Here is a 23,368-nt window from a genome sequence, read left to right on the forward strand (position 1 = left end):
ACGCATACCTTGAATATATCGCGTCCATGCGGTCGATCGCTTGTGAAAAAACAATACAAATCAAACTTTCCCTTCCTCGTTGACCTGTTCCTCGTGCGCCTTACTCATAATTTCTCGGATAAATGCGACCTTGCCAGCCGTGTAATGAACACGATCATGCGGGAATTTAGCCGCCAGAGCATGCTTCAGTTGGACATATTGCTCTTTGGTCGCTGGATGACTGCGCAAATAATTTCGGAAGCGAATATGGTTCTGCCACATCTCTCCTGCATATTGATACACATGCAAATGCTCCGTGCCAGCTCTCCACTTCCCTCTGCGGAAGAACAGCCTCTCTGGAAATTCTGGCTTATGTACATACTCATATCCGATCGCTTGCAGTCGTTCCTTATGCTCATGCTTGACGTCCGCTATTTCTCGTACCCCGAGCATCATATCAATAACAGGCTTGGCACCAAGCCCCGGAACGGATGTGCTGCCGATATGCTCTACAGCTATACAAATCGCTGACACTGCTTCCCGAATCTTATCTCGCTCTTCTTCGTACCTCTTTATCCATTCTGGATTATATGCATCAATGATGACTTGTTCCATGTCGTCACCTCTCTATGCTTTGACTTTTTGCCCAATGCTGCTCACCCCAAAGACTGTACGGCTTAACTGCCCTCAATTTGTTCCGAGTGTAGTTTTTTCTCCACCTGTCTACCATTTCCTCTTTTTGCTTCGCCTCCCCCCCAACCTACAGCCTCATGTCCGGAAATGAATTGCCATTTTCTTTACAACAGCGTGTTCGGTTCAAATCGGTATGGCAAAGCACTGTCCTTGGCATTGGACAGGACGTCAGTTAACCCATCTCGAAGCATCGGACCTGCTGTATTGCTCAGCGGTGATGCTTGACCTCCCAATGCACAGTCTGAGCCAAAGGGATAATGGAGCAATGAGCAAATAGAGGCGTATTTCCCGATACGCACAAAAAAGGAGAGCCTTAATTCGGCTCCCCTCTCTTTCAAGTGATATATTATGCCTTTAGCTTTACATTTTTGAACGCTTCCGCTTGCTGTCTAATTCCAACCTCAGCTGCAAACCGCTCAATGCTCGATGCACCGAAGAATCCATCAATGCCAGTCGTATGCTCGAAAATGTATTGTGCATCTTCAGGATCCGCGATCGGACCACCGTGGCAAATGACCAGAAGATCCGGATTGATGGAACGGCCGGCATCCGCAATCGCTTGTACTCGTTTCGCGCAATCCTCAAGCGTCAACGCTGTCTTCGCTCCGATAGTCCCTTTCGTCGTCAAGCCCATATGTGCAACCAAGATGTCTGCTCCCGCTTTTGCCATCTTAATCGCCTGCTCCTCATCAAATACATACGGAGTGGTCAGCATATCGAGCTCGTGTGCTTGGCGAATCATTTCTACCTCAAGGTCATAGCCCATGCCAGTTTCTTCGAGGTTTGCTCTGAATACGCCGTCGATCAAGCCGACAGTCGGGAAGTTTTGCACACCAGCAAATCCCTGTTCCTTCAACTGCTTCAAGAACACTTCCATGATGCGAAACGGATCTGTACCGCATACACCTGCCAGCACAGGTGTGTTCTTTACTACAGGCAATACCTCTGCACCCATATCGACAACAATCTTATTGGCATCGCCATACGGGAGAAGCCCTGCCAGTGAGCCCCGTCCAGCCATGCGATACCGACCCGAATTGTAAATAATGATAAGGTCTACTCCACCTGCTTCACCGCTTTTAGCGGATATTCCTGTTCCTGCTCCTGCTCCTAGAATCATTTCACCTTTCGCAACTTGTTGTTTGAGTTTGTTGATCATGTCTTGGCGAGATTGTTTCATTTTACTTCCTCCTTGTTGCTGTTCTTGTTGGTGCTGTACTTCATAAGCTCGATTAGCTTCTGAGCTGCTGCTACGGCAAAATTTGCATCGTTAATGTCGCTATCGAGCTCGATAAGCTCTACAGCGTCCTTATTGATATGAGTTCGAATGGTGTTAAATAGCGCCTCATCCTCCGCCGGTCCATAGAACGGCTGGCCCTCTACATCCAGTGCAGATACTCCCTTCAAGGGCAGCATCAACACCGTTGGTGCAGTCGCCTGATTCAGCTTCTCTGCAAGGATTTTGCCGAGTAGTATGTTTTCCTCAACCGTAGTTCGCATGAGCGTGACGGACGGATTATGCTTGTAAAAATTCCGATTCTGGAACCGCTCCGGCACCGTATCGAACGGCCCGAAGTTCACCATATCCAGCGCTCCTGTTGATACGACCTGCGGCACTTGTGCACGCGCAGCCGCTTCCAGCCGATGCGGCCCAGCGTTCAGCACGCCTCCAACCAATTCGTCGCACCATTCAGTCGTAGTTAAATCCAGAACACCTTCAAAATAGTTGGATTCGATCAGTCGTTCCATCGTTTTGCCGCCAGCACCTGTCGCATGGAATACAATAACCTCATAACCCTGCTGCTCCAAGTATTCCCTAGCTTGATTGACACATGGCGTGGTAACGCCGAACATGGTTGCTGCAACAAGCGGCTTCTTTTCTACATCAATCGCAGTCTCTTCCTTCACCATGCCTGCAATCGCCAATGCTGCATTCGTAAATATGCGGGTAGAAATCGAGTTCAAGCCTGATACGTCGACGATTGATGGGTACATCATAATATCACTTGTCCCCACATATTGGGATACGTTGCCTGATGCAACCGTCGACACCATGATCTTCGGCACTCCGATTGGCAGCGCTCTCATTCCTGGGGTGACTATGGATGTTCCTCCTGAGCCGCCGAAGGAGAGAATACCGTCGAACTTGCCTTCCCGATAAAGGCGAGGAATCAACTTTTCCATCCCTTTGGCCAATACCTCTGTTGCCAAGGCACGATTTTTTGGGAGGCAATCTCATGGATGTCCGCTTGCACCTCCTGAGCGACCTCCTCATTTGACACGTCCGGAACGAACATCGGATCAAATACTCCGCTGTGAATCGTAAGCGTATTCAACCCAAGGCCTTGCAAAATGTCCTTTACGAATAGAAACTCTTTACCTTTGGAGTCGAACGTACCGACTATCGCAACCGTTTTCAATATAACAACCTCCTTATCAAGTGGAAGTATATGAACTACTATCTAAGCCGGCTTACCATTCAAGTATAGGCTGAATCCTGTTCGGATACATGTGTATTTGTACGATATTCATGTGTTTTTGTATTGTCGTTGGTATTCTCTCGGGGATTTCCCTGTCTTCTTTTTAAACGTTTTGCTGAAATGTGCGTAATCATTGTAGCCGACCAGACTAGAGAGCTCTGACAGTTCCAACTCACTCTCCTTCATAAGCTCGATCGCCTTATTGATTCGGAATCGTGTCAGGTACTCCGGGAATGTGCATCCGACTTCTTTTTTGAACAAATGACTGAGATGTGTTCTTGAAATGTGCGCAACCTGTGCCAGCTCCGCAAACGAGATGTCATTCCTATAATTCGTCTCCACGTATTCCTTCACGAACTGTACGTAATCGTAATGTTTCGTCACACCCTCCAGCATTTTATGCAGCAGCTTGTCCTGCTCTGTTAGCCCCACTTCCTTGAAATCAATCGCTGTCTTCGTAATTGCAGCCTCCGATGGGATTCGTTCGAAGGATGATCCTCCCAGGTAACCAACCGCCCCTGTATTGTCATACATGTACTTCACATCTGTCGGCGTATTGACAGGACCGCCATATATCATTTTGAATACATGGGGATTACTATCTTGGCAAGCTTTGAAAATATCTGACGCTAATTCTGCAGCTGCCTTCAAGGAGAGCACCTTCGCCGCACCCAATATGCCGCCCTTGGTAAATCCTAAGTGCGCGCAGATCACATCCGCTCCCGCATCCGCCATCTGACACGCCTGCTCCCGATTGAACACGAACGCAATCGTGAACATTCCCATACTGCTCGCAATCCGAATAGCCTCCACTTCTGCATCGAAGCCAATCCCCTCTTCCTGAAGCGCCTCCCCGTACACGCCGCCAATCAGTCCTACAGTCGGATAATTATTAATCCCTGAAAATCCTTTATCGCGTATTTCTTGTATATAGGCTTCTAATTGTATGGTTGGATCCGTCGCGCATAAGCCGAATAATACCGGCACCTCTCTCACGAGCGGTACAATTTCCTTCGAGCCAAATTCCATAACCATCTCATTGCAATTGCCGAAAGGCAAAAGTCCCCCTAATGAGCTCAGTCCCATCTGTCTGAAGCGACCCGAATTCAAGGCCAAGATGAAATCAGCGCCACCCTTAACCGCATATCTTGCAGATATCCCCGCTCCCGCTGCAACGCCAATAATATGCCCATTCGATGTTAACTGGGCGTGCAATCTATTTCGTATCGTTTCGCGGTCAAAATACACGATGGTGCACCTCCTTCTAAACTACTGAACATCCCTGGCTGCTTATGTAATCCATCTTATTGTGAATATCATAACATTCTACATGCGACGGGTCGAATTTCATCTGATTTCTCTGAGGATATCGCAAAAAACTGTTCATTACATAAAAAAGCAGCTTACAAAGAAATTAGTAAGCTGCTGAAATCATCTTATTCCGTTTTCCTCATTGTCCGCCGCTGTGCAAGCAAACTGAGCAGAGCTGCCGTATTGCCCATCGCTAAAAAGAGGGATACGCTCGCAACGAACATCGTTTCCGACAGCATCTCTTTACCGCCTCTATATTCACTCACCATAAGGATTGCAGATATACAGAATACGATACAACATGTAAGCACAGCATAAAAACGCCGCTGGATTCTCTTCTCCATTCACATAACCTCCTAACAATCCGCCGTTCCGTCCTTTTTTCAAAACATTCTCTATGGTCACTACTAATATGGTCACATTTATTTTCATTACAGAACTCGTGATTCAAAAATTTACTCCTCCTCATTGCCCACAACCCATTTAAGGTGCATAATACGAGTAAGCACTACCAACATAAGGAAACAAGGAAATTCTCACCTATGAGTATTATACCTAAGATCTCAGACAGATAAAGGAGGAGTTTTCGATGATGACCCAGGCGGAAATCTCTATCGCCAACCATTATCTCCATGTCGTAACTGAGAGATTTGTCGAGTTGAAAAAGATGGCTGAACGAACGTTTGAGCAGTTAAACGAAAATGAGTGGAACTGGTCTTACAACGAGGAATCGAACAGCATTGCCGTGATCGTGCAGCATATGAGCGGCAATATGATCTCACGGTGGACCGATTTCCTCACAACTGACGGGGAGAAACAGAATCGGGATCGCGACGGAGAATTCGAGGGCAGCATGAGAAGCCGGGAATCGCTGCTGGACGTGTGGAATCAAGGGTGGAGGGTTTTTCTGGATACGCTTCATTCGCTAACAGCAGACGATCTTACCAAAACAATTACAATACGCCAACAGCCGCATACCGTCATCGAAGCTATTGAACGACAAATGTCCCATTACGCCTACCATGTAGGTCAGATTGTATATACAGCTAAGCAGTTGAAATCTGAGGAATGGAGCACGCTTTCTATACCGAGAAAAAACAATGACACATACCGTCTAACATCCATAAAAACAAAAGCGCCGCTCACCCTAATTTTGTGAAACGGCGCTGTCTTCATTTCGGGTCACAGATTGGACGGAAGCATCCAAGGGAAGCTTGACTGAGAACGTTGCTCCCTCCCCCTTTACACTTGTAACGTCAATCACCCCATGGTGAAGCTGAACAATTTTCTGCACGATAGATAGTCCCAGCCCATTGCCCCCGGCGGCACGGTTCCGTGATGCATCTGCCTTGAAAAATCGTTCAAACAGATGTGGGATATGCGCTTCATCAATTCCGATACCACTATCCGCAACATTTACCTCCACGATATGCCCCATCTGATGCGCTTCAATATGAATCGAACCACCCTCAGGTGTAAACTTGATCGCATTGTGTACAAGATTCATCCATACTTGACTCAGCATTTCTTGATTTGCAACAATCTCGATTTTGTCCAGATTCAGATCCAGCTCAATTTTCTTTTCCAGCCATTGCGGCTCACTGACGAGCGCAATATTGCGAAGCTGCTGATCCAAGCGATAGCTTTTCAGCTCCATTGGATGATGCTCTGATTCCAGTGAGGTTAGCTTCAGCAGGTTCTCACTAAGCTTGGAGAGCCTCATCGTTTCCATTTCAATGATTTGCAGGTAATTTTGCCGCTCTTCCTCGCTTATCTCCTCACTTTGCAAAGCACGGGCAAACCCGCGAATTGAAGTTAGCGGCGATTGAATCTCATGTGACACATTCGATATAAATTCCTGTCGCATCTGCTCCATTACCCCTAAGCTATCCGCCATTTGGTCAATCCCCTCGACGAGGGAGCCGTATTCATCTCGGAAATCCTCATGCATCGGGATACTGACGTCAAAGTTTCCTTGGGAATTTTTTTTAGCGCATCAAGAATCAATTGATAAAATTTAACATGCTTCATACGCATAAATGGGAACATAATCGCAAGAACCATGATGAAAAATAGCACGCCCATCACACATAAAACGAGAAAGGCCCAATAGCTGTCCCGTCTCCACCCCAGCCAATTCATCAGATACGGATTAATGAAATAGGACAATGACCAAACTCCCAAAATGATCAGTAATATAGTACCGATCCCTGTAATAAATTTCAGAACCCGACCTGTTTTTGTCAGCTTAAAGGCTGCATATCGCTTACGAAGGGTCATTCGAGCACCTCTAGCCGATAGCCTAGTCCACGGATCGTCTTAATCTTGAAGCCATACTCCTGCTCTGGAAATTTCTCTCGCAAGCGATTGATATGGACATCGAGCGTTCGCTCGTTGCCTTCAAAGTCAAAGCCCCATATATCCTCAATCAGTTGTTCTCTGGAGAAGGTCTTGCCCGGATAACCGCCTAGCTTGAACAACAGCTCAAATTCCTTCATCGGCAGCGGAATCTTCGCATCTCCCAATATAACCTCGAATGTATGCTGATCCATCGCAATCCGGCCAAATTGGACAAGCTTGGATACAGCAATTTGATACCGCTTGAGCAGCGCCTTTACACGCACAACCAGTTCCAACGGATCGAACGGCTTCACTAAATAATCATCCGTACCAAGATTGAAGCCTTTCACCTTCTGCGACGTGTCACCCTTAGCCGTCAACATGAGAAGCGGAATATCATACAGCGCCCTTAGTTCCCGGCATAACTCCCACCCATCCATGTTCGGCATCATAATATCAAGCACGACCAAGTCGACCTTATTGACCTCCATTTGGTTCAGCGCTTCAACACCATCGGGGGCTTCAATCGTTCTGAAGCCCTCCTTTTGCAAAAATACGGTGACTAGCTTGCGAATATGCGGATCATCGTCTACGACGAGTATAGTTGCCATCTTGCCTACGCCGCCTTTCTTCCTATCTAGCAAGCTTCTTCCGATTCATCGTGGATGCGAAGCTGCTGTGAAGCGAATTCATGGTACATCTCATGACTTTCAAACAGAGTTGCATGGGTTCCGCAGCCTGTCAGACGCCCCTTCTCTACAAATACGATCTGATCTGCATCGACTACAGTAGACAAACGGTGTGCAATGACAAGCGTTGTACGACCCTGCATTAAATTGTTCAATGCTTTCTGCACCACTATTTCCGATTTGCTATCCAATGCGGATGTAGCCTCATCCAACATCAAAATACGCGGATTGCGCAGCAGCGCCCGAGCAATGGCTATCCGCTGGCGTTGCCCGCCAGACAGCTTAATTCCGCGTTCTCCTACAGCTGTCTCATATCCATCGGCAAGTTCTTTAATGAAGCCATCCGCATAAGCCATTTGCGCAGCACGTTCCAATTCCTCATCCGTCACTTCACGGTTCATTCCATAGCATATATTTTCCCGAATCGTCCCATCGATAAGCGGACTTTCTTGAGATACATACCCGATTTGAGCTCTCCAAGATTGTAAGGAAAAATCATTGATATCATCCTTGCCCAGTTTAATCGTACCTGAAGTTGGCAAATAGAATCGTTCGAACAGGGAGAATAGTGTCGTCTTCCCTCCGCCGCTCGGCCCTACGATCGCCGTTACTTTACCAGCAGGAATCGTGAAGCTTATATCTTCTAGTATAGGCTCTCCTTGTGCATAAGCAAAGTGGACATGTTCCACATGAATCGTTTGATTCGCCTGCTCCACTTGCTTCCCGTTCACATGATCTTCTTCCTCTGCATCAAAAATGGTGATCATGTGATCAGTTGCCCCAATCGCCTTCTGCAACTGTGTGAAGAACATAGACAACTGACTCATAGGCATCACGATTTGAACCAAATATAGAATGAAGGCAACCAATTCACCCGCAGACAATACACCAGAGGATACCCGCATACCGCCATATCCAATAATTACGACAAGCAGCACCATTAACACAAATGAAATGATTGGCGCGATCATCGCCTGAACGACACCTTCTTTAATTCCAAAGTGAAGCAGGTTATTAATCCCCTTACGGCCATTCTCATACTCCCTGGATTCAGCATTTGATGCTTTTACGAGGCGAATCTCAGACAATACTTGACTTAATACGGCTGTGAAAGATGCAGTCTCATCCTGCATACCCTTCGATATTTTGAACATTTGCTTGCCCAGTGGGAAAAGAATGAGCGCCGCGAGCGGAATGACTACCAGCATAATCGCTGTCATCTGCCAGTCCAAGTACAGCAATACAATAAACGAACCGATAACGGATACAATTCCTGTAAAAAAGCTTGATAAATGCTCGGTAATGAAGCCTTTTACAATTCCGGTATCATTCGTAATCCGGCTTACTGTTTCGCCTGTTTTGTTCTCATCATAATAGGATACGGGCATTATCAGCAGCTTCTTCCACAACCGATCCCGCAAGCCAGCAACTACCCGTTGTCCAATGAGATTCAACATGTATATCGACAAGCCAGAAGCTACTGTCTGTATGATGAACGCTGCAGCCAAAGCCACAATCTGCATCGTATCCAGCTTGGACAAGGAGAAGTTGTCCACCATCCCCTTCGTGAACATCGGAATAACCAGTGATACTGCGGTTGAGCCGATACTCATTAATAATGCAATAAATAACATCAATTTTGATGGCTTGGTCTCATTGATGACGCGCAAAAATTGTCGCCAATTTCCGAGTGAGCCCTTCATACCTTCTAATTCTCTATCCATTGATCCCCAACTCCTTATTTATCATCAGCATGTGCGATTGAGTCCATCATAATCAATGAATGTAAACAGAATGTAAACGGGTACGACACTTCAACAAAAAAGCCGCCCTCAAACGTGAACAGGTGAGCAAAAATCACTTTCACCAGCTTCATTCGTTATTAGAACGGCTTCTTGTAATCCAAATCGAAATCCATATGGATACATACTATTCTTCTATATGGAACAAAGAAAAATTGCTATAAAACTCAACAATTATTTAACTAGCTGCCATACATCCGCTTTTCCTGGTGTTTCGCCTTTTGTCCACCATTTTGCTTGATACGTATGGTCTTCATAGGTAACCTTAGCTTGACCATCATATGCAGTCGCGGCATTCCATTCCAGCGCTGAATCGCTGAGCAGTTTCCACACGTCAGAAGAGCCTGGCTTATCGCCTTGTGTCCACCACTTCGCTTCATATTCAAGACCTTGATAGGTTACGCGATTGCCCCCAACATATACTTTAGCACTGTCCCACGTTGTAGACGTCTCCTCTTCAGGCTTTGTCGTCACTTGCAGTGCTGCACTTGGTGTAGATCGATTGCCCGCCACCGAGTCGGGAAATCGTCGCTTCATAGCCGGCAACACTGGAGATAATTCGTTTGCTCACGGCCTGCAAGAAAATATCGCCGTACGTATGTCCAAGCGAGTCATTAATCAGTTTGAACCTGTCGATATCCAAGGCCATAACACCAAAATACCTGCCATCCCGTTCGCTCTCTTGAATTAGCTTGGCTAAAATTTCATTGAACATGCGGCGATTCGGCAGCCCCGTCAGGTCATCATGATAAGCTAAATGCTTAATCTGCTCCTTAGCCTGTTTCTCTTCCGTAATATCTCGCGCGATAATATGATTTCCTGCTAGCTCACCTTCAATCTCTACGGGAACAATATTAATTTTAAGTTCTAAGCGGCGGCCATCCTTGGCCATAACTGCCGTATCATAGCTATGTGTCGCGAAACTTCTTTGGCTATGATATTCCTTTCGGGTTCCTTCATCTTCTCCTTCCGCAATATTTGCTTCGATATTTGAAATATTTTGGAGTATGTATTCTTCCGCACTCCCCCCAATCATTTGAATAACCGCAGGGTTCATGCTAATAATTCGACCATTTGTATCTACTGATATGATTCCATCTACATTGTTCTCGTACAAGCTTCGATACCAACCTGCATGCTCTTGGATGACCGAATCCTTCTGGGATAGTCGCTTCGTAATAAATATGCCGAACAAGGTCATGCCAAGAAGTAGAAATGTCGCACATGCAATAATATACGCGAGCACAGCCGGATCGATCAGCAATGTGGAACGCCGGCTCTTGCTCGGATCAATATAGAAATGAGCTGCGTACATGCCAGTGTAATGCATCCCTGCAATTCCACCTCCCATAATTAGCGCACTCCCTAGCTTGTACCAAGTCCCGCTGTCCTGTTGATCCTTGCGGAAATAAAAAAGCAGCCACAAAGCTACCGCAGAAGCGGATACCGAAATAGCAACAGATAGAATGACAAGACTCGTATCATATGTAATTCCAATCATCATCGCTTCCATGCCGACATAATGCATGCCTGATATTCCAACTGCCATTAATAAACCAGATAAAACAAGTTCCATGATGCCGATCTTCTTCCTCGCTATAGTGAATAGAGAAATGCTTGATACAGATATTGCGAGAATGACCGAAATGACAACATCATCGATGTGGTAATAAACCTTTACGGGCAATGACATGGACAACATCCCTACAAAATGCATAGACCATATGCCAAGCCCCATAGATGTTGCTCCACATACCAGCCAGATTAACCTTTTGCTCCCCTTACTCATACTAATTCGACTTGCCAAATCGAGTGCAGAGTAGGATGCTGTTACAGCGATTAAATAAGAAACAATAACGAGAAACATATCATATGTCCCCTGAATATGATGAACATGCCCCATTTCCTGTCACCTTCTTTCCCTTTGTTGATAGGCATTTTCCATCATTTCCAAAGCAACCGTTTATATGCGACAATCATACTATATAAATGATTAATTTTGAATATATTGCAGGTTATAAATAACTATTTATAGGTCATAAGAACCATATATTAGTTAATATTACCATGTATGCAAGCGATGCTTATCGTGTACAGTTAGGAGTAAGTGCACTTATTACCGTTCAACATGCCAGCAGCGGCCTTATTAAGGCTGCTTTTTACGTATGTTCGGATCATCAATTCACAAGGAGGACACCATGAATATTCTTGTTGTGGACGACGAAGAGAGCATCCTAAATCTCATCCGTCTCAATTTAGAGATTGAAGGCTACACGGTACATACCGCTGCTAGTGGAAACGCTGCACATGAACAGTGGCGAACACAGCAAATTGATTTCATTATTCTCGATGTGATGCTGCCCGATACAGACGGGTATCAATTGCTGCGTGAATTCCGAAGCAGCAACCCTGACATCCCCATCATTATGCTTACCGCTAAGGGACAAATCAATGACAAGCTGCTTGGATTGCAGCTGGGTGCGGATGATTACCTTGTCAAGCCATTTCACAGCACGGAGCTGCTGCTCCGCATTAAGGTAATTGAACGCAGACTTAATAAGCAAGCGCAAATGGACACCAGCGCTGCCCTTATCCAATTCGGGCCGTTCCGGGTAGATCAAGCGAAGCGCACTATATATGTACATGATGAACCATTGATACTAACATATCGAGAATATGATTTGCTTCTTCTACTGCTATCGAACAAGCAGCGCATCTTTACCCGCGACGACCTTCTCATGAAGGTGTGGAAACTCGATTATCCTGAAAATACGAGAGCCGTCGATATTATGATCCAACGCCTTCGCAAGAAGCTCGGCCATGAAGGCGAGCGCATCAAGACGATTTACGGCGTCGGCTATAAAATCGATTGTTGAACAGCCAATTGAACAAGGTGGATCGCTGATGACTTTGCAAAAACGAATTTATTTGGCACTATTAGCTCTTTTTATTCCCGTCATGCTGTTTCTGTATATTGTGCTCAATATTTCATTGCAGAACAATATTTATCAATCGGCTGTACATTCCCTGCAGAAGCTAAGCGTCGAGGCTCAAATTTATACAATTAATTATGTGGAACGCGAGCAGCAGGGCGAACCAAAAGAAACACTTCAGAAAGGGGCTCCGCTTATTGCCTCTTATCTGTCCAAACGAATGGGCGTTCGGGTACAGATCATGAATACACAGCAGCATGTCCTTGCGGATACGGAACGAGGTTCGCTGTCCTATGTAAATCAAGATACGGAGCAAGCTCTGCATGGCACCAAATCGTATATGATTCAAAAAGCTTCTCCTTCTCCGCTGCTCCTGTTCTCAAGTCCTATCTATGTGGACAATCAGGTCATCGGCTTGATTCGTTTCCTTCAACCGTTGGAGGAAGAGGCGCAATTGCTGAATCGAATGAATGCGACCTTTGCAATTGCTTTCCTAATGATTCTTGCCGTTGCTGTGCTTATTGCCAATCGCTTCGCGAAATCGTTAAGCAAACCAATTGAGCAGCTGCGAGATATGGCGAAGAAGCTTGCCAGCGGCAACTATAGTACTCGCATTGAATTAAGCGCTTATGAAGAAATCAGCCAGCTCGCTCACTCCTTCCATGCAATGGCGGACGCAATCGAGCTGCATGTGCAGCAATTAAGCCGTGAAAAGGACAAGCAGCGAGACTTTCTAGATCGAGTAACCCACGAATTAAAGACACCGCTTACCGCGATTATGGGGTACTCGAATTTAATTCCGCGTCTGAAATCAGCCGAGGATATAGAACAGAGCTTATATCATATATCCATTGAAAGTGAGCGCATGCTTGCGCTTGTCGAAGAACTGCTGACACAATCCAAGTACGGCAGCAGTCCGTTCTCGGTCTCTCCAACGATCTGTGATATCGCATCGATTACGGAGGAGGCGGTGTATGCGATCCAGCCTCGATTAGACAGATACCAGATTCAGCTTCACAATCAACTAATGCCTACAATGGTGGTGGCTGACCCTGACAAGACGAAGCAAATCTTTTTGAATCTGCTTGATAATGCAATTAAGTATAGCGATGCTTCAGAACTAAAAATTGAACATATTTCAAGTGAGCAGTATGTATCGATCGCATTCCACGATGATGGGATCGGTTTAAGTCATGCGCTTATTGAACGGTTCGAGAATGCTTCTGAAGATGATACGTTAAGCTCAAGTAAAGGCAATGGCTTTGGTCTGCTCATCTGTAAACAATTAATGGCCCAGCAAGGCGGAGAAATGTCCATCCATTCAGAGGAAGGGATCGGAACGACAATAACTCTAGCCTTCCGGTCACCAGCAGCACTTGAATCACATCCGCTGCCGATTTTCACGAAATAATACATTTACGAAACAATTACGAGGCGATTATGAAATGATAGTCGTTTATGCTATCGAAGGAGAATAATGAAGGATGAACAAGATGTTAAGGAATGCCTTTCTATTTGGAGGTGTCATCCTGGTGCTGTCAATCGCCGGCTATTACTTGAATGAACAAGTCTATCAAAAAGTCGGCCTTATCTATGATAAGCATGAAGTACTGCAAAAAGTAAGCGATTCCCTTCCTGTGCAAGCAACTATCTTTCATGGGAAATGGGGAACTCTCCAAGTCAATGATGAGGTTAGTTTGCATGCATTTATATCCTACGTGGATCGCATTAAGCAGCAGTATGAACCGAAACAGAATATGACTGCGAGAGATGAAGGACAAGCCATGTTCACCGGACGAATTCGCTATTTGAATGGAAGTGAGCAGGCCTTCTCGCTCGATAATACCTTTACCCTTGGCAAGTGGTCCTACGGCCCAGGACACGAGACTCCTATGCTTTCTGCTATGCAGACGCAGCTGTTAAGTCTGTTCTATACGCCAGAACATTATGCAGAATTTATTCGCTCTTCTAAAGAACTGACCTATCGAATAGATGGTGTTCAGGGAAGTCTGCAAGATGATGAAAAGGGTTACTTGGTATCTCATATTAGACAGGCATCTGAAATAAAAGATCTGGTTGAAATTAAACAGCTGCTGCTGCGCAAGCAAAAGCCGCTCGGTTATCTTACCGCATTCAAGCAGGATAATGAGATGCTGAATGACCGCAACAATCTGCTGCATATGGTCGTATACGCCGATTACATCGTCATGGAATACATGGGCGATGACAACGGCAATTCAATCTATTTGCGGACAGAATTGGGGTCGCTACTTCATGGAAAGAACATAGGGGCACAATCAAAATGAGACAATTCCTATACCTTCTATTATTTATCTGCCTATTCACGCAGGCAGGCTGTACCAAAGATCAAAATACGATCACCGTAGATGAGCAAGGTGTGCCCCAATTAAATGGGCGCCATATTGTTGCATACGTCGCCGCTCGTGAGGAAGTCGGAAGCGCATTGCTATCCTCCTTCTGTCAACGAACGGGCTGTACGTACGAGTACATTCGTTTGTCCACTGAAGAAATATTGCGGCGTGTTACACAGGAATCTGCCAAGCCGCAAGCGGATCTCGTCATCGGCGGAACGATTGACGCACATATGACAATGAAGCAGGAGAATCTCTCCTCCCCTATCCGCAGCGCGAATCTCGCTGCCATTCCTAGTTTCTTCAAGGATGAAGACGGGTATTGGGCTGGATATGAAATTGAACAATTGTCTATTGCTGTCAATCGTGACCGTTGGAATAAGGAATTTGCGCCATTAGGCTTAACGATGCCCAAGAAGTGGGAAGATCTACTGCTTCCTGCTTACCAAGGGAAAATCGTTATGCCCGATCCGAACTACTCTGGAACGGCATATACATTCCTTTCCTCCTTATACGAGGCGTGGGGCGAGCAGAGAACAACGGCCTTTCTAAAGGGTCTTATCCGCAATGTTGGACTTCTCACAGTGAACGGTTACATGCCAGCTCAATACGTTAGTTCAGGCGAGTATGTAATCGGTGTCAATTTCCTTGGAGATCAGCGCAAGCTGCGCGATGCAGGATTCGATCTTGTTAGCAGTGTTCCGAAGGATACGAGCTTATCTGTGAATGGGATCTCTAAAATTCGGAATGCACCTAATGAGACCGCTGCGGACTGGTTCATTAATTACAGCTTGTCCCAAGAGGCGGCAGCTGTTCTGGAACAAGTATCGTTCGGTACTCCTACCGTTCATCAGAACGAGCAGGATATTTCGAATTCGGCTGTACTTCCCGTACACAGCTCACTACGCAGACATGAACAGATTTTGGATCAATGGAACAACTTGCGTGCAGACACAAAAGGTCAAGGAGAATGAGAAATGTTTGGTTGGTTGAAAAAAGCTCCCGCCATACCTCGATTGCCGGAGCACATGATTGCGAAGATGTATCGAATGTTTCGTATTCGTACATTGATCGGCATTTCTGTCGGTTATGCAGGCTACTACCTAGTACGTAGCAACTTTACGTTATCCACACCTTATTTGAAGAACGAGCTTGGGTTTACCACTTCTCAAATTGGTATGTTGAGCGCGGCACTCGCCGTCACTTATGGAATAAGCAAGTTCTTCATGGGGAACTTGGCGGATAAGGCCCATACGCAGCGCTTTATCGCTGTTGGTTTGTTTTTGTCTGCCATAATTAACCTTATTATGGGCTCTTCTTCCTCGTTCGGTCTCATCTTCATGCTGCTTATCGTGAACGGGGTGTTCCAAGGCATGGGCGCTCCTCCTTGCAGTATCGTTCTGGCGAACTGGTTCTCGAAGAAAGAGCGCGGTACCTATATGGGAATCTGGAATACGTCGCATAATATCGGCGGAGGCCTCATTGCGCCAATCGTCGGTGTTGCATTAGGGATTCTCGGCTCTGCTTACTGGCAATCCGCAATTTTCGTCGTTCCTTCGATTATGGCCATGATTATCGCCGTATTCGTATGGTTCTCCGGCAGGGATACGCCACAATCGATCGGCCTTCCGCCAATCGACGAATATCGTAACGATTATGATGATGTAGAACGCAATCCAGATGGCGACAAGCTGTCTATGAAAGATATCTTGATCAAATATGTACTTAAAAACAAATTCATTTGGTTCCTGTGCTTGGCGAACGTATTCGTGTACTTCATTCGCTTCGGCGTCTTGAACTGGGTACCATTATACTTGACGGAAGAAAAAGGCTTCACGCAATCGCAATCTCATGTTGCATTTGCTGTTTTTGAATGGGCAGCCATTGTGAGCTCGCTCGTCGTCGGTATACTTAGCGACAAGTTGTTCAAAGGAAACCGGATGCCGCTCTGTATTATCAGCATGGTCGGCGTCGTGTTGGCTACGCTCGTATATTGGCAGTCTTCGAACGTCCTTGTAATTACAATCGCTGTATCCATTATCGGCTGTCTCATCTATGTACCGCAGTTCTTGATTGGCCTTAGCGCAATCGACTTCGTACCGAAGTTCGCTGTAGGTACAACTGTTGGTTTGACTGGCTTGTTTGCATACTTGTTCGGTAACTTGACTGCAAGCGCACTTGTTGGATTTATCGTTGAATCCTCCGGCTGGAATGGCTGCTTCCTGATGCTGCTCGTAAGCGGCGTATTGGCAGCATTCTTCCTGACGTTGATTCAAATCGGACGTAAGAAGCATTTGCAAAAGACAGCAAACCAATCGTAAATGAAGTGAAACATAGTTACGAAATAGGAACGAAAGAAACCCTCTGCTGGCGGCTATTGAGCCTCACCAGCAGAGGGTTTTCTGTATAAGACTATTACGTGCTATTTACTAAAAACATGTGTGGGCACAATAGCCAGCACCTTGCCAATAATCTCATCCTTTTTAACAAACGGCTTCGCCCATAAGTGAGAATCGTAGCTATTATTCCGGTTATCTCCTAGGAAGAAATAGTGATCCTGCGGTACCGTAATCGGTCCATAGGAGTAGTTCATTTTCTCTTGTATATAAGGCTCATCGACTGGGGCGTCATTTCGATAGAGCTTGCCGTTCTTGACTTCGATACGATCCCCTGGCAAGCCAATAAGACGCTTTACATACCGTTCTTCAGCAACCGGGGAATGAAACACAACTATGTCCCCATTCTGCAAACTAGTAAGCCACATCATTTTTTCCACGATGAGGTGATCCTTCTTCTCTATCGTGGGGATCATCGAGCCTGTTGGTACGCTCATAGCCTCTGCAACATAAGCCTTAATAAACAGTGAAAGACATACTGCTATTAAAATACTTGGAATCCATTGCTTAAACGATTTCCACATAGTTCAGCTCCTTTCCCCTAAGAATAGCGCTTTATGTAACTTTGAGTTGCTCCCCGCATTCCTGCGAATAATAAAATGATACCAAAAATGACTGACACTTGCCAACACGTCCCTCGCCTTAATCCCTTGTTCCACGGCAGTATCCAATATGTTATAGACCTTGTCCCCCATACTGCTCGGTCAAAACTATTTCGCTACATGATGAGAAACGGGTTGCACATGAATCCGATTCACCCCCCATATCGTCAGTATCGCAAATAATACGCCAAAAGCAGCAAATCCGATGCTTGAACCGAGCATTGCAATAACCAGTCTACAAATGAGCGGCCCAGCAGACATTCCAATATAACGAATTAGATTATATATACCCAAAGCACTTGCTCTCTGCTCCTCAAATTCATTGCTGACCATCGTTGAGAACAGCGGAGCGATTACCCCGCCAGCTATGCCGTACAATACTAATCCTATTGATAATCCTGCCAACGAAAACGATTCTGTCAAAGCAAAAATAATGATACTGCCTGCCGCTAATAGATTGCCATATAGGAATAATTTGCTGTGAGCAACCTTAGCTTGAATGGCTTTGTACACAACTGTTCCGATAATCGTACTAATTGCCATTGGCAAATAAAGCAGGCCGACAACGGCCAAACTCAAATGATAGTGATCTGTCAAAAGTGCAGGCAAGTAGACAAGGATTGCAAAGTACAGGAAGAAATACAAGAATCCAAGAGTGAGAATGCCTCTGCCTACAGAATTGCGGAATACAGCTCCATATTGAACCACCATGCTTCTAAGATTGATAGATGCCGCTCGTTTTGGCGTGTCCTTCGGATAATACGAGCCATTGGCGAGCAGCAAGGCAACAGATACCGCAGTAAGGAACCAGAAGATACCTGGATAGCTGTATCTTTCTCCGATAAAGCCGCCAAGCACCGGTGCTGCTGCAGGGGCGATGGACAACAGCATTTGATAAGATCCCATCGCGCTTCCCCGCTCCGCTCCATGAAACAAGCTGCCGATTGTCGTCGCCGCAATTAACGGAATCGCTGCCGTTCCGACGGCTTGCAATGCTCGAAACACGAGAAACCAAGCAAAATCCTTTGTAACCGCACAGCCAATGCTGGCAGCTATGGCAATGACGATACTAGGCATCAGAATGAACCGTGCCCCCTTCACATCAATAAGGGCTCCGCACACGATCTGCATGATAGCTACGATAAATATAAACACCGATACAGAAGCATTCACCATCGACAACGATACCTGAAAAGTATCTCTCAATAAGGGGATAATCGGCGAATATATATTTTGCATCAGTGAGGCGAAGAACGTACTTAAACAGACGATATATAAAATAAGCTTAGCGTTGGAACGCATATATTTCCCTCCTCTATCATTCAAATCTTGGTTTATTTCGATTCAGGTGCAGTGACAAGCAATTGTCCCTCCTGTATAGCCGTTATTCCATCCTGCAGGAGCTGCTTCATGAACTCCAACTGCTCTGTGCTGTAGCGGCTAATAAAGCGATTAAATAACTGATGTGCCCGATCATGATATTGTTCATGCAGGGAAAACACCTTTTTCCCCATCGGAGTCAACCGAAAGTATATCTCCTTCTTGTTGTCATTCAGTTGAGACTTGCGAATCCACCCCTCCTTCAAAAGCCTGCTATTGATCTTCGAAATATTCCCCTTGCTAATTCCCATCTTCTCCGCTATAGCTGTCAGGTTAATGGGCTCGGAATGTCCAATGCAGGACAGCACGTGAATTTCCGTTAGATGAAAGTTGTAGTGTTCCGAGACTGATTCTCTAATCTCCTCAAGAAAAGCTTCGCCTTCCAACTTCTCTTGAAGCTGCTGTTGATGAAGAAACTGTGTGTACAGTTCATGAACTTGATGTTTCAATGCCGAGTTATGATCCACTTCGAGCACTCCTTTGTGCATAATAGTTTCCTACGAAACAATATTAATAAGGTTTTATATGAGGTTATTATATTTTAATACTTATTATCGTTTCACATGAAACAATAATAAGATTACTACGCCTGGCAATTATTTTCAACCATTTTTTATCTTCGTATTCTTCATAACATCCTTTCTTGGTCAATTATCATGTCAATACTGTTTATCAAGCAGCATGTATTCATGGATGTGATTGCGGGTATCCTTGTCGCAGAAATGGTCTACACACTTATACGCAGATGGAGATAACGGCTCAAGTGCATCTTATCCGCTATTCTAAAAAAGGGAGAAGCCCGTTTCGGTACACGAGCATCTCCCTTTATTCCATATTGGTTACACAAGAAAAGCCTTAATCATCGCGAGAAATTCGCGAATCATATTCGTTGGTTTAAGATGTGTTGGGGAATCGCTGGAGATTCCGTATGGTGCGAATCCAATTCTCTTAGCAAGCATCTTGGATCGATACATGTGAAAGTCACTCGTAACGATCATCAGGTTCGTTTTAAAGACTCCTCTATCTTGAAGTAAAGCTTGTGAGAACCGCAAGTTTTCTTTCGTGGTTGTCGATTTGCTTTCTACAATTATTTGTTCCTTGGAAACGCCGTTTCGAATAAGATACTGCGCCATTGCAACCGCCTCCGGTATATCTTCGCCAGGTCCCTGGCCTCCCGAGACGATGACAGGTATTTGAGGATTTGCACGAATATATGGCAGGCTGGCATCGAGCCTATCTTTCAATGTAGCGGATAGCTCAGTGCCTTTAAGCCCGGTACCGAGCACAATTACATAATCAACGGGCATCTGATCACGATCATCCGAGCCCATCTCCGATAGGATAAGCGATTCAATGACGATAAATAGAATTAGGCATGCTGCTGTGCCAATGAGCAAAACGTTGCGGAACCACTTATGCTTACGATAGTTAAATTTACTCAACAGAATATAGAGAAAACTTAGTGAGCATATCAACGCGACCTCAAAAGTCCTCCCGTATATAACGAACAATCCAATACACAGCCCAATCAAAGCAATATCAATAAACTGTGACTTCCGATTCCAGCTATTCATCTCACTCTCCTGCTTCTATGAGTTCACCAAGGTTAATCCACACTCTGGACAAATACGCTCATCCTTGCTCACCCGTTGTCCACAGCCTGGACAGCATTCACAATGACGAGTATCATCGCCTTGGTTAACAGATTGTGGAGTTGGTGCATGAACGAGTGTATGCCCGTTACCCATGCGCATTTCCACTAATATATCTCTTATTTCTTTTATGTGCTCGGCCATCTTAGACTGTTCAACGGCAGATTGTATCAAATGATACCAAATATATAATCCGATTACAGCAAGAATGATGATAACAACAATCTCCAAATGATTCATCCTCTCAATTATGATGAAATAGAAAAACAAAATTAAATTGTGCAGAATGCCTCTATAAGTATCTTTGCTGTCTGCGGTTCTCTATGTCAAGAACCTATTTTACAAGCACTCGACAATTGAATGGCTTCATGGAATCGCATACGTTCTCACCCGGAGCTTCACGGAAATAACGCTTCGTCTTGTCTGAATTATCTGCTCGATGAATATAGCCAATCGACTTGAATTAGTGAACCATATGTTCAAAGTCATCCCACGAACGAACAGATATTTGAATATCGATAATCGGCTTGGCTGCCAATCCTTCCACAGAAGTAGAACCAATATGGTAGATCCGAGCAACTGCATCGCCTAGCGCTCCTCTTGTCCGTCGTCCACTCTCAAGAAATTCCGTTTTCCACGATGAATGGTAAGGCACAATATCAATCTCCATAAGTCTTGCTATCTCCTCAAAAGTCTTCTAGTTTCATGTGCATAGACAATTATAGATGGCGCACAGTCACTTCAACAGTAGCTGACACCTATCAAGTACCCCCGTCTATACAACCGTGTCAGTCACAATCGCCTGTACTTCGATCTCAACGAGCAGGGCAGGATCGATAAGCGCCTTAACTTCCACCATGGTAGCTACCGGGCAAATGTCGCGGAAAAATTCACCGTGAGCTCTGCCGATTTCTTCCCACTTTGATATGTCTGTGACGAATATTCTCGTTCGTACAACATCGGACATACTGGCCCCAACTTCGTGAAGCGCATCAGAAATAACTTGTAGAATATATGTAGTTTGCGCATAGGCATCATTCACACCGACCGCTTTACCATCGCGCATCGCTGTTGTGCCCGCAACTTCGACTTGATTGCCCACTCGTATCACTCGGCAATAGCCTACCAACGGCTCCCAAGGTGATCCTGTAGTTACCCGGACTCGTTCAGTCATGTATCCAACTCCCTCTATATTACTCCGATGTTACCATTAGAGCTTCTTATAATAAATAACGGTTGCGTGGTAACTTCCATCTGCAGACTTGGCGAATTCCGGAATCCGCCCAGCTTCTATATACCCATTCGAGTGGTACAACAAGTTGGAAGGATCTCCTTCTCTTGTATCAAGCACCAGCAGGCTTCGTGCTTCATCGTGCGCGCAGTCTTCCACAATACGCAGCAACCCCTTGGCAATTCCCATTCTTCGCTGGGATGGGTGCACCATCAGCTTCGCCACTTCCGCACGATGAAGGGCATTGGGCTTTTGAGCGAGATGCAGTTGAATTGTACCGCACACTTGACCGTTAACTACTGCAATCCACAGACGCATCCCAGGCTGCAGTACTTCGGCCCAATAGTCTTCCGCCATCTTACGATCCAGCGGAGGCAGGAAACCTATTGATGCATTATCATTCACGATGTCCATTAACAACGAAGATAACCCATGAAGCACTTCTTCATCCAACTGCTCCACCTGTCTAATTTGAACACGATTATCTATAGAACTCCACTCCGTTCGTCTGTCATCTATATTCCAGAACATGCTTCACAAAATCCTCAATTCCCATGATATCTATTATTATCCACTTCAACAGAGCCTGTCAAAGAAAGAAGTGCCTAAAAAACATCGACAATACTGCTCCTACTCTCTTTACTTCAATCGTACCGATAGGTATAATTCGAGCCAATGCTCCATTTGTCAATTCAGTATAGGAGGAGTAATAACATGCCTGAGATTGAGTGTCCCTACGGCCTTATTTTGTATTTTGGCAGCGACCATTTATCTTTTCTCACGAACAAGGTACAGGCAGATAATCACAGCCATAATTACATTCAGCTTACGATCGGCCTCCAGCAAGATGTAGTGATCACCGTAGAAGAACAAGCCTATCAAGCCTCTGGCTTCATTTTGCAGTCCAATGCCGTTCATGAGCTGCACGGACTTGGACAATGGCAATGGTATATGCTCGTCAACCCTGAATCCGCATTCGGTGAGCACCTGAAGCGAACCTATTTACAGAATTCGAAAATGCATGTCCTGAGCAGCATTCAAATAGAAGCGCTGCAGCATCTTGCAATCGCGCAATTATTCTCAATAAAGGATCCTGACGATTACGGCAGTACATGGAGCACATGCAAGCACATATTGGGTTTTCCAGATAACAGCCTCAGCAACCTGCAATCTGTTCTGGATGAACGTCTCCACAGCATCATGCAAGCAATTGAGACGATTCCTGCTCATCAATTGACCGTGAAGACACTTAGTAAGAAACTATTTCTATCTGAGAGCAGACTGTCCCATCTATTTAAAAATAGGGCTGGCATTTCACTAGCAAGTTACCTTGTTCATCACAAATTAGAAACTGCATTTCATGCCATCTTTAACGGAAAACCCATGACCGAGGCTGCTATGGACGCGGGCTTTAATAGCTCCTCTCATTTTTCAAGAACGGTAAGAGACAAGCTTGGCATGACTGCTCGCGCAATTGTTCAACATAGCAGATATTTGAAAGTATAACG

General features: G+C 45.3%; 23 protein-coding genes and 2 pseudogenes. 7 read left to right on the forward strand and 18 right to left on the reverse strand.

Annotated features, from left to right (window positions below):
* Nucleotides 1–60: 60 nt before the first annotated feature.
* From PAV_RS21190 to PAV_RS21210, 5 genes and pseudogenes are all read right to left on the reverse strand, one after another.
* Complete coding sequence (locus tag PAV_RS21190; RefSeq protein ID WP_005549706.1) at nucleotides 61–594, reverse strand: GrpB family protein; 534 nt, start codon at nucleotides 592–594, stop codon at nucleotides 61–63.
* Between the two features lie 424 nt (nucleotides 595–1,018).
* The gene (locus PAV_RS21195) at nucleotides 1,019–1,852 is read right to left on the reverse strand and encodes a phosphoenolpyruvate hydrolase family protein (RefSeq protein ID WP_005549707.1); all 834 of its coding nucleotides are present in this window, start codon (nucleotides 1,850–1,852) and stop codon (nucleotides 1,019–1,021) included.
* A pseudogene (locus PAV_RS21200) lies at nucleotides 1,849–3,092 on the reverse strand (Tm-1-like ATP-binding domain-containing protein). The gene PAV_RS21195 and the pseudogene PAV_RS21200 overlap by 4 nt, the downstream one beginning before the upstream one ends.
* Before the next feature lie 108 nt (nucleotides 3,093–3,200).
* Nucleotides 3,201–4,400, reverse strand: a complete 1,200-nt coding sequence (locus PAV_RS21205) for a phosphoenolpyruvate hydrolase family protein (protein ID WP_005549710.1) — start codon at nucleotides 4,398–4,400, stop codon at nucleotides 3,201–3,203.
* 188 nt (nucleotides 4,401–4,588) lie between these two features.
* Nucleotides 4,589–4,807: a hypothetical protein gene (locus tag PAV_RS21210; RefSeq protein WP_005549712.1), complete on the reverse strand. Its 219-nt coding sequence runs from the start codon at nucleotides 4,805–4,807 to the stop codon at nucleotides 4,589–4,591.
* 245 nt (nucleotides 4,808–5,052) lie between these two features.
* Between PAV_RS21210 and PAV_RS21215 the strand changes: the two genes are divergently transcribed.
* Nucleotides 5,053–5,622, forward strand: a complete 570-nt coding sequence (locus PAV_RS21215; protein WP_005549714.1) for a DUF1572 family protein — start codon at nucleotides 5,053–5,055, stop codon at nucleotides 5,620–5,622.
* On the opposite strand, the pseudogene PAV_RS21220 reads toward PAV_RS21215, so the two are convergent.
* The 5 genes and pseudogenes from PAV_RS21220 to PAV_RS21240 all read right to left on the reverse strand — a co-directional run bounded on the left by PAV_RS21220 (nucleotide 5,611) and on the right by PAV_RS21240 (nucleotide 11,161).
* Nucleotides 5,611–6,743 (reverse strand): annotated as a pseudogene (locus tag PAV_RS21220) (HAMP domain-containing sensor histidine kinase). The gene PAV_RS21215 and the pseudogene PAV_RS21220 sit on opposite strands and share 12 nt — an antisense overlap.
* A complete protein-coding gene (locus PAV_RS21225; protein ID WP_005549717.1) occupies nucleotides 6,740–7,414 on the reverse strand; it encodes a response regulator transcription factor in 675 nt (224 codons plus the stop codon). Before PAV_RS21225 ends, PAV_RS21220 begins: the two are co-directional and overlap by 4 nt.
* 26 nt (nucleotides 7,415–7,440) lie before the next feature.
* Entirely contained in the window at nucleotides 7,441–9,216 is a 1,776-nt protein-coding gene (locus PAV_RS21230) for an ABC transporter ATP-binding protein (protein ID WP_005549718.1), read from the reverse strand.
* 252 nt (nucleotides 9,217–9,468) lie between these two features.
* Entirely contained in the window at nucleotides 9,469–9,768 is a 300-nt protein-coding gene (locus PAV_RS21235; RefSeq protein ID WP_040736380.1) for a carbohydrate-binding protein, read from the reverse strand.
* Nucleotides 9,752–11,161 (reverse strand): MHYT domain-containing protein, encoded by a 1,410-nt coding sequence (locus PAV_RS21240; protein ID WP_167549045.1) that lies wholly within the window; start codon nucleotides 11,159–11,161, stop codon nucleotides 9,752–9,754. The genes PAV_RS21235 and PAV_RS21240 overlap by 17 nt, the downstream gene beginning before the upstream one ends.
* Before the next feature lie 331 nt (nucleotides 11,162–11,492).
* Between PAV_RS21240 and PAV_RS21245 the strand changes: the two genes are divergently transcribed.
* The 5 genes from PAV_RS21245 (at nucleotide 11,493) to pgtP (ending at nucleotide 16,920) form a co-directional block, all read left to right on the forward strand.
* Nucleotides 11,493–12,170: a response regulator transcription factor gene (locus PAV_RS21245; protein ID WP_005549722.1), complete on the forward strand. Its 678-nt coding sequence runs from the start codon at nucleotides 11,493–11,495 to the stop codon at nucleotides 12,168–12,170.
* Between the two features lie 28 nt (nucleotides 12,171–12,198).
* Entirely contained in the window at nucleotides 12,199–13,638 is a 1,440-nt protein-coding gene (locus PAV_RS21250) for a sensor histidine kinase (RefSeq protein WP_005549723.1), read from the forward strand.
* A gap of 73 nt (nucleotides 13,639–13,711) precedes the next feature.
* Nucleotides 13,712–14,533 (forward strand): DUF3919 family protein, encoded by an 822-nt coding sequence (locus PAV_RS21255; protein WP_005549725.1) that lies wholly within the window; start codon nucleotides 13,712–13,714, stop codon nucleotides 14,531–14,533.
* Nucleotides 14,530–15,573: an ABC transporter substrate-binding protein gene (locus PAV_RS21260; protein ID WP_005549726.1), complete on the forward strand. Its 1,044-nt coding sequence runs from the start codon at nucleotides 14,530–14,532 to the stop codon at nucleotides 15,571–15,573. Before PAV_RS21255 ends, PAV_RS21260 begins: the two co-directional genes overlap by 4 nt.
* Nucleotides 15,574–15,576: 3 nt before the next feature.
* Nucleotides 15,577–16,920, forward strand: a complete 1,344-nt coding sequence (pgtP, locus tag PAV_RS21265; RefSeq protein WP_005549727.1) for an MFS transporter — start codon at nucleotides 15,577–15,579, stop codon at nucleotides 16,918–16,920.
* Nucleotides 16,921–17,021: 101 nt separating this feature from the next.
* On the opposite strand, the gene lepB is transcribed toward pgtP, so the two are convergent.
* The 8 genes from lepB to PAV_RS21305 all read right to left on the reverse strand — a co-directional run bounded on the left by lepB (nucleotide 17,022) and on the right by PAV_RS21305 (nucleotide 22,391).
* Nucleotides 17,022–17,519: a signal peptidase I gene (gene lepB / locus PAV_RS21270; protein ID WP_005549728.1), complete on the reverse strand. Its 498-nt coding sequence runs from the start codon at nucleotides 17,517–17,519 to the stop codon at nucleotides 17,022–17,024.
* A 186-nt stretch (nucleotides 17,520–17,705) separates the two neighbouring features.
* Nucleotides 17,706–18,899, reverse strand: coding sequence for an MFS transporter (locus PAV_RS21275; protein WP_005549729.1), 1,194 nt, complete (start codon nucleotides 18,897–18,899; stop codon nucleotides 17,706–17,708).
* 32 nt (nucleotides 18,900–18,931) lie between these two features.
* Entirely contained in the window at nucleotides 18,932–19,444 is a 513-nt protein-coding gene (locus tag PAV_RS21280; protein WP_040736477.1) for a MarR family transcriptional regulator, read from the reverse strand.
* Nucleotides 19,445–19,816: 372 nt separating this feature from the next.
* Entirely contained in the window at nucleotides 19,817–20,551 is a 735-nt protein-coding gene (locus PAV_RS21285; RefSeq protein ID WP_005549731.1) for a YdcF family protein, read from the reverse strand.
* 15 nt (nucleotides 20,552–20,566) lie between these two features.
* Nucleotides 20,567–20,860, reverse strand: a complete 294-nt coding sequence (locus PAV_RS21290; protein ID WP_005549733.1) for a hypothetical protein — start codon at nucleotides 20,858–20,860, stop codon at nucleotides 20,567–20,569.
* A gap of 232 nt (nucleotides 20,861–21,092) precedes the next feature.
* Nucleotides 21,093–21,299: a GrpB family protein gene (locus PAV_RS21295; RefSeq protein ID WP_005549735.1), complete on the reverse strand. Its 207-nt coding sequence runs from the start codon at nucleotides 21,297–21,299 to the stop codon at nucleotides 21,093–21,095.
* Nucleotides 21,300–21,404: 105 nt separating this feature from the next.
* Nucleotides 21,405–21,803: a RidA family protein gene (locus tag PAV_RS21300; RefSeq protein WP_005549737.1), complete on the reverse strand. Its 399-nt coding sequence runs from the start codon at nucleotides 21,801–21,803 to the stop codon at nucleotides 21,405–21,407.
* Nucleotides 21,804–21,839: 36 nt separating this feature from the next.
* Complete coding sequence (locus PAV_RS21305) at nucleotides 21,840–22,391, reverse strand: GNAT family N-acetyltransferase (protein ID WP_005549739.1); 552 nt, start codon at nucleotides 22,389–22,391, stop codon at nucleotides 21,840–21,842.
* A 183-nt stretch (nucleotides 22,392–22,574) separates the two neighbouring features.
* Between PAV_RS21305 and PAV_RS21310 the strand changes: the two genes are divergently transcribed.
* Nucleotides 22,575–23,366: a helix-turn-helix domain-containing protein gene (locus PAV_RS21310; protein WP_005549741.1), complete on the forward strand. Its 792-nt coding sequence runs from the start codon at nucleotides 22,575–22,577 to the stop codon at nucleotides 23,364–23,366.
* The last annotated feature ends 2 nt before the right edge of the window (nucleotides 23,367–23,368 follow it).

The sequence above is a fragment of the Paenibacillus alvei DSM 29 genome (assembly GCF_000293805.1).
GTDB lineage: Bacteria > Bacillota > Bacilli > Paenibacillales > Paenibacillaceae > Paenibacillus_B > Paenibacillus_B alvei.